This is a genomic window from Streptomyces sp. HPF1205 (assembly GCF_020400825.1).
Taxonomy (GTDB): Bacteria; Actinomycetota; Actinomycetes; order Streptomycetales; family Streptomycetaceae; genus Actinacidiphila.
In genome coordinates this window covers 1-206 of the sequence record NZ_JAINVH010000188.1, presented here as the reverse complement: position 1 = coordinate 206, position 206 = coordinate 1, and the positions used below count along the sequence as shown (strand labels likewise).

At 69.4% G+C, this 206-nt stretch carries 1 protein-coding gene; it reads left to right on the top strand.

Annotation, left to right across the window (positions count from 1 at the left end):
• The coding region (locus K7G61_RS36230; protein WP_225851389.1) for a hypothetical protein at positions 1-206 on the top strand (206 nt) is incomplete at both ends.

The following is a 206-nucleotide window of genomic DNA, read 5'->3' as shown; positions in this document are numbered from 1 at the left end:
ATGCTCGCGCCGATTCCGGAGGGTTGGTCGTTCGCCGAGGCGGCGTCGGTGCCGATCGTGTTCTTGACCGCTTGGTATGCGTTCCGGGATCTGGGGTCGGTGCGGGCGGGTGAGCGGGTGCTGGTTCATGCGGGTGCCGGTGGTGTGGGGATGGCGGCGATCCAGCTGGCCCGGCATCTGGGTGCGGAGGTGTTCGCGACGGCGAG